Below are 4,507 nucleotides of genomic sequence, written 5' to 3'. Positions count from 1 at the left end.
CGCTCCCCCGTGCCCAGGCGCACGAACGGGCCGATGCCGATCCGGCGCGCCACCTTCGCCAGGGCACGCGTGGACACGACGGCGGCCCGGCGGCGCGCGAGGTCGCCCTCGGCCAGGTCCGGGTACACCGTGAAGATGTGGTCGGTGACCACGTAGCCCAGCACCGAGTCCCCGAGGAACTCGAGGCGCTCGTTGGTGGGCAGCCCGCCCTGCTCGTAGGCGAACGAGCGGTGCGTCAGAGCGCGTTCGAGCGTCCCGGCGGTGATGTGCACGCCGAGACGCTCGAACAGCTCTTCTGGCTCGGGCGCGGGCTCAGGCCCGCGGCGAGCCGATGGGGACGCCATCTCAGGCGTCGGCGACCTTGCGGCCCTTGTACTCGAAGAACAGGGGGGTGCCGGCGGCGTCGGTCTTCAGCTCGGCCTGGTGGGGCAGGCGGTACGAGACGCGACCGTTCTCGACGGACTTCACCAGGGCGGGCGCGGTGGCCTTCCACTGCGACCGGCGGGCACGGGTGTTGGCACGGGACATCTTCCGCTTCGGGACTGCCACGACTATCTCTCTTCTGTCTCGGTGATGGAGGTCTCTGAGGTGCCCGCGAGGTGGGCCAGGGCGGCCCAGCGCGGGTCCACGCGCTCGTGGGCGTGCCCCTCGGGCGCGTCCTCGAGGCGGATGCCGCAGTCGGCGCACAGGCCCTCACAGTCCGGCCGGCACAGCGGCTGGAACGGGAGGGCGATGACCACGGCGTCCCGGAACACGGGTTCCAGGTCCACGGTCTCGCGCACCACGAGCGGCTGCTCGCCGGCGTCGTCCTCGGACGTGCCGGTGAGGTACAGCTCCTGCAGGTCCACGGTGATCCCCTCGTGCAGCGGGCGCAGGCAACGGCCGCACTCGCCCTTCAGGGTCGCGTCCGCGGTGCCGGTGACGAGGACGCCCTCATGCACCGACTCCAGACGCAGGTCCAGTTCGACGGGGTCCCCCTCGGGGATCCCCAGCAGCGGCGTGGAGACGCCCGCAGGGGCGGGCCACTCGGCCGTCAGCTCGCGCTGGACTCCGGCCCCGCGCGTCAGATCGCGCACGGGGATCACCCACGGCGAGTCGGCGCCGTGGTGCTGGATGCTGTCCATGGTCGCTCCTCTCGGCGGGTGGGACGGCGGGGGTACACGGCCCGTCCGCACGCCCTCTGCGGGGGTGCGATGCGGCCTGGACACGGGTCCAGCCACGACGGACCGACAGCCCATCCTACCGGGTGGGTCCGCCTCGGCCAAAGCCGGCGGCGGCCCGCGCGTCGCCGGCCCGGCTCAGAGCCCGGCGGTGAACTCCTGGAGCCAGGCGCGCAGGTCGGCCCCGAGGTCCTCGTGCCGCGTCCCGAACTCGATGACCGCCTGCAGGTAGCCGAGCTTGTCCCCCGTGTCGTAGCGGCGGCCGTCGAAGACGACGGCGTGCACGCCGCGGCCCTCGCCGTCCTCCGTGGCCAGCCTCTGCAGCGCATCGGTGAGCTGGATCTCCCCGCCGCGGCCGGGCGGGGTCTCGTCCAGCACGTCGAACACCTGCGGGGCCAGCACGTAGCGGCCGATGATCGCGAGGGTGGAGGGGGCGTCCTCGCGGGCCGGCTTCTCCACGAGGTCGGTGACGCGGACGACGTCGTCGCCCTCCCCCGGCACGGCCTGCACCGCGGCCACGCCGTAGGCCGAGACGGCCTCCTCCGGGACCTCCATGAGGGCGATCACGGAGCCGCCGAGGCGCTGCTGCACGTCGATCATGCGCTCGAGCAGCGCCTCGCCGTCGCCGATGATGTCATCGCCCAGCAGGACCGCGAACGGCTCCTCGCCGACGTGGCGGCGAGCGCAGTTCACCGCGTGGCCGAGCCCGAGAGCCTCGCCCTGGCGGACGTAGTGGATGTCCCCCACCAGGTCCGACTCGTGGATCTGCGCGAGCCGCGTGGCGTCGCCCTTGCGCTCCAGCGCGGCCTCCAGCGCGGGATGGCGGTCGAAGTGGTCCTCGAGGGCCCGCTTGTTCCGGCCCGTGATCATCAGCACGTCGGCGAGGCCCGCACGCCGGGCCTCCGTCACCACGTACTCGATGGCCGGCCGGTCCACCACCGGCAGCATCTCCTTCGGCATGGCCTTGGTGGCCGGCAGGAAGCGGGTGCCCAGGCCGGCGGCCGGGATGACGGCCTTGCGGGTGCGGGGGCGGGAGGGGGGCGGGACGGTCATCGGCGGTTCTCCTGCGGTTGATGCGGTGGGACGAGCGGAAGGGTGGCCCGCGGGTGGGCCGGGCGGGGTCAGGCCCCGCCGTCGAGGCCGCGCAGGACCGCGGCCGGGACGAACTCGGCGACGTCGCCGCCGAGTCCGTGGACCTCCTTGATGAGCGAGGAGGACACGTGGGTGTACCGGGCGTCGGCCGGGAGGTAGACCGTCTCGACCCCGGTGAGATGGCGGTTCATCGCGGCCATCGGGGCCTCGAACTCGAGGTCGGCGCCGCCGCGCAGCCCCTTGACGATCGCGTCCGCGCCGATCTGCCGGCAGAACTCGGCCAACAGGCCCGGGCCCATGGGCCGGACCGCGACACCGGCGAGGGAGGACACCGTCGCCTCGATCATGGCGATGCGCTCGTCCACGCTGAAGCGGTACGTCTTGGCGGGGTTGGAGGACACGGCGACCACCACCTCCTCGAAGAGGTTCGCGGCTCGCGCGATCACCTCGACGTGCCCCTTGTGGAGGGGATCGAACGAACCAGGGCAGACGGCACGACGCATGGGTGCCAGCCTAGCGGGGGCCGCGCCGAGCGGCGACGGACGCCCGTCCGGTCCGGCTCCGGCGCGTCGCGGTGGTGACGGACGCGGCATGCGCCGCCGTGTGCGGTCCGCGGCGATGGGTACAGTGCGGCCATGGACGGAACCCAGCCCACCCCCGGAGCAGCACGGCACGACGTCGACGTGGACGCGCCGTGGCGTCGCACGGCGGCGGCCGCGGGCCTGCTCGGTGACGCCGGCCCCGTGCCCACCGTGTTCGAGACGATGACGGGCCTCGCCGTCGAGCACGGGGCCGTGAACCTCGGCCAGGGCTTCCCCGACGCCGACGGCCCCGACGCGCTGCTGCGGCTGGCGGCCGACGCCGTGCTGGCGGGCCCCAACCAGTACGCCCCCGGCACGGGCGACCCCGCGCTGCGGCGGGCCGTTGCAGAGCACCGCCGGCGCCACTGGGGCGTGACGGAGGACCCCGCCACGCAGGTCATGATCACCACGGGTGCCACCGAGGGCATCGCCGCGACGGTCCTGGCGTTCGTGCGCCCGGGCGACGAGGTCGTCACGGTCGAGCCGTTCTACGACTCGCACGCCGCCACGATCGCCCTGGCCGGCGGCCGGCACGTGAGCGTGCCGGTGGAGGCGCCGGACTTCCTGCCGGACCCGGCACGGGTGGCCGCGGCGATGACCGACCGCACGCGCCTGCTCATCGTGAACACGCCGCACAACCCCACGGGCGCGGTCTATCCGCGGGAGCTGCTCGAGGAGCTCGTGGCCCTGTGCCGGTCCCGGGGCGTGCTGATCCTCGCGGACGAGGTCTACGACCACCTCGTCTACGAGGGCGAGCATGTCGGCCTGCGCTCGGTCGCGGGCGCCGAGGACATCGCCCTGACGGTCTCCAGCGCGGGCAAGGCGTTCGCGGTCACCGGCTGGAAGGTCGGCTGGCTGACCGGCCCGGCCGAGCTCGTCGGGGCCGCGCGCGCCGTCAAGCAGTTCCTCACCTACTCCTCCGGCCCCGCCTTCCAGCGCGCGCTGGGTGCCTATCTGCCCACCGACGACGCCGAACGGCACCTCGCCGGCCAGCGCGAGCGGTACCGCGACGCCCGGGATCGGCTCGTGGCGGGCCTGCGGGAGGCGGGCCTGGACCCGGTCGTCCCGGCGGCGGGCTACTTCGTCGTCGTGGACCTGGCCCCGTGGGGTGTGACGGACGCGGCCGAGGCCGCGGTGCGGTGGACGCGTGAGGCCGGCGTCACGGGCATCCCCGTGGGCGCGCTCTGCCGCCCGGACGGAGGCCACCTGCGGTCGTGGCTGCGGCTGGCGTTCTGCAAGTCCCCGGATGCGATCGACGAGGCGATGCGCCGCCTGGCCGAGGCGGCCCCGCGGCTGCGCGCGGCCTGACCCCCGACGCTTTCGTTGACGAAACGGCGGCCCCCGGAGCACTTTCGTTCGGGAAACGGCGGCCCCCGGAGCATTTTCGTTCGGGAAACGGCGGCCGCCGTGCTCGCGGTTCCGTGCTGAGCCCAGTCCGTTCCGCCCTCCCGTCTCCCCGGTGAGAACGGGCCGAGACGCCGCCGTTTCCCGAACGAAAGCAGGCCGACACGCCGCCGTTTCCCGAACGAAAGCGGGTGGGCGGGGTCAGCGCTCGTCCTGCCAGAGGTACAGGGCGGTCTCGCCGTAGACGCGCACCTCGACCTCCTCGAGGCCGCGCGGCCGGCGCGGCGCCGCGTCCCGGGCGGCCCGCTCGAGCACGAGCAGCCCGCCCGG

The 4,507-nt window shown here is 74.2% G+C and carries 6 protein-coding genes; 1 reads left to right on the top strand and 5 read right to left on the bottom strand.

All coding sequences use genetic code 11. The annotated features are described in order from the left end of the window. From D8M29_RS09045 to coaD, 5 genes are all read right to left on the bottom strand, one after another. A partial coding sequence (locus tag D8M29_RS09045) for a ribonuclease III family protein (protein WP_305034222.1) occupies positions 1–272 on the bottom strand: 272 nt, incomplete at its 3' end. A 73-nt stretch (positions 273–345) separates the two neighbouring features. Then, positions 346–549 (bottom strand): 50S ribosomal protein L32, encoded by a 204-nt coding sequence (gene rpmF, locus D8M29_RS09040; protein WP_002856390.1) that lies wholly within the window; start codon positions 547–549, stop codon positions 346–348. Between the two features lie 2 nt (positions 550–551). Further along, on the bottom strand, positions 552–1,124 hold the full coding sequence (locus D8M29_RS09035) for a DUF177 domain-containing protein (protein WP_002856392.1): 573 nt from the start codon (positions 1,122–1,124) through the stop codon (positions 552–554). Between the two features lie 174 nt (positions 1,125–1,298). Next, positions 1,299–2,213 carry a UTP--glucose-1-phosphate uridylyltransferase GalU gene (gene galU / locus D8M29_RS09030; protein WP_127435483.1) on the bottom strand — a complete coding sequence of 305 codons (915 nt, stop codon included), beginning with the start codon at positions 2,211–2,213 and terminating at the stop codon, positions 1,299–1,301. A 68-nt stretch (positions 2,214–2,281) separates the two neighbouring features. Beyond that, positions 2,282–2,755 (bottom strand): pantetheine-phosphate adenylyltransferase, encoded by a 474-nt coding sequence (gene coaD / locus D8M29_RS09025; RefSeq protein WP_036338106.1) that lies wholly within the window; start codon positions 2,753–2,755, stop codon positions 2,282–2,284. 132 nt (positions 2,756–2,887) lie between these two features. Between coaD and D8M29_RS09020 the strand changes: the two genes are divergently transcribed. Next, entirely contained in the window at positions 2,888–4,141 is a 1,254-nt protein-coding gene (locus D8M29_RS09020; protein WP_127445916.1) for an aminotransferase class I/II-fold pyridoxal phosphate-dependent enzyme, read from the top strand. Positions 4,142–4,507: the final 366 nt, after the last annotated feature.

The organism is Micrococcus sp. HSID17227 (assembly GCF_003989405.1).
In the GTDB taxonomy this organism is placed as follows: domain Bacteria; phylum Actinomycetota; class Actinomycetes; order Actinomycetales; family Micrococcaceae; genus Micrococcus; species Micrococcus luteus.
This window is presented reverse-complemented; position numbering and strand designations above follow the sequence as displayed.

Coding starts and splice junctions, on each gene's coding strand:
- coaD (WP_036338106.1), bottom strand. CDS start 2,755: ATGCGTCGTGCCGTCTGCCCTGGTTCGTTCGATCCCCTCCACAAGGGG.
- D8M29_RS09035 (WP_002856392.1), bottom strand. CDS start 1,124: ATGGACAGCATCCAGCACCACGGCGCCGACTCGCCGTGGGTGATCCCC.
- galU (WP_127435483.1), bottom strand. CDS start 2,213: ATGACCGTCCCGCCCCCCTCCCGCCCCCGCACCCGCAAGGCCGTCATC.
- D8M29_RS09020 (WP_127445916.1), top strand. CDS start 2,888: ATGGACGGAACCCAGCCCACCCCCGGAGCAGCACGGCACGACGTCGAC.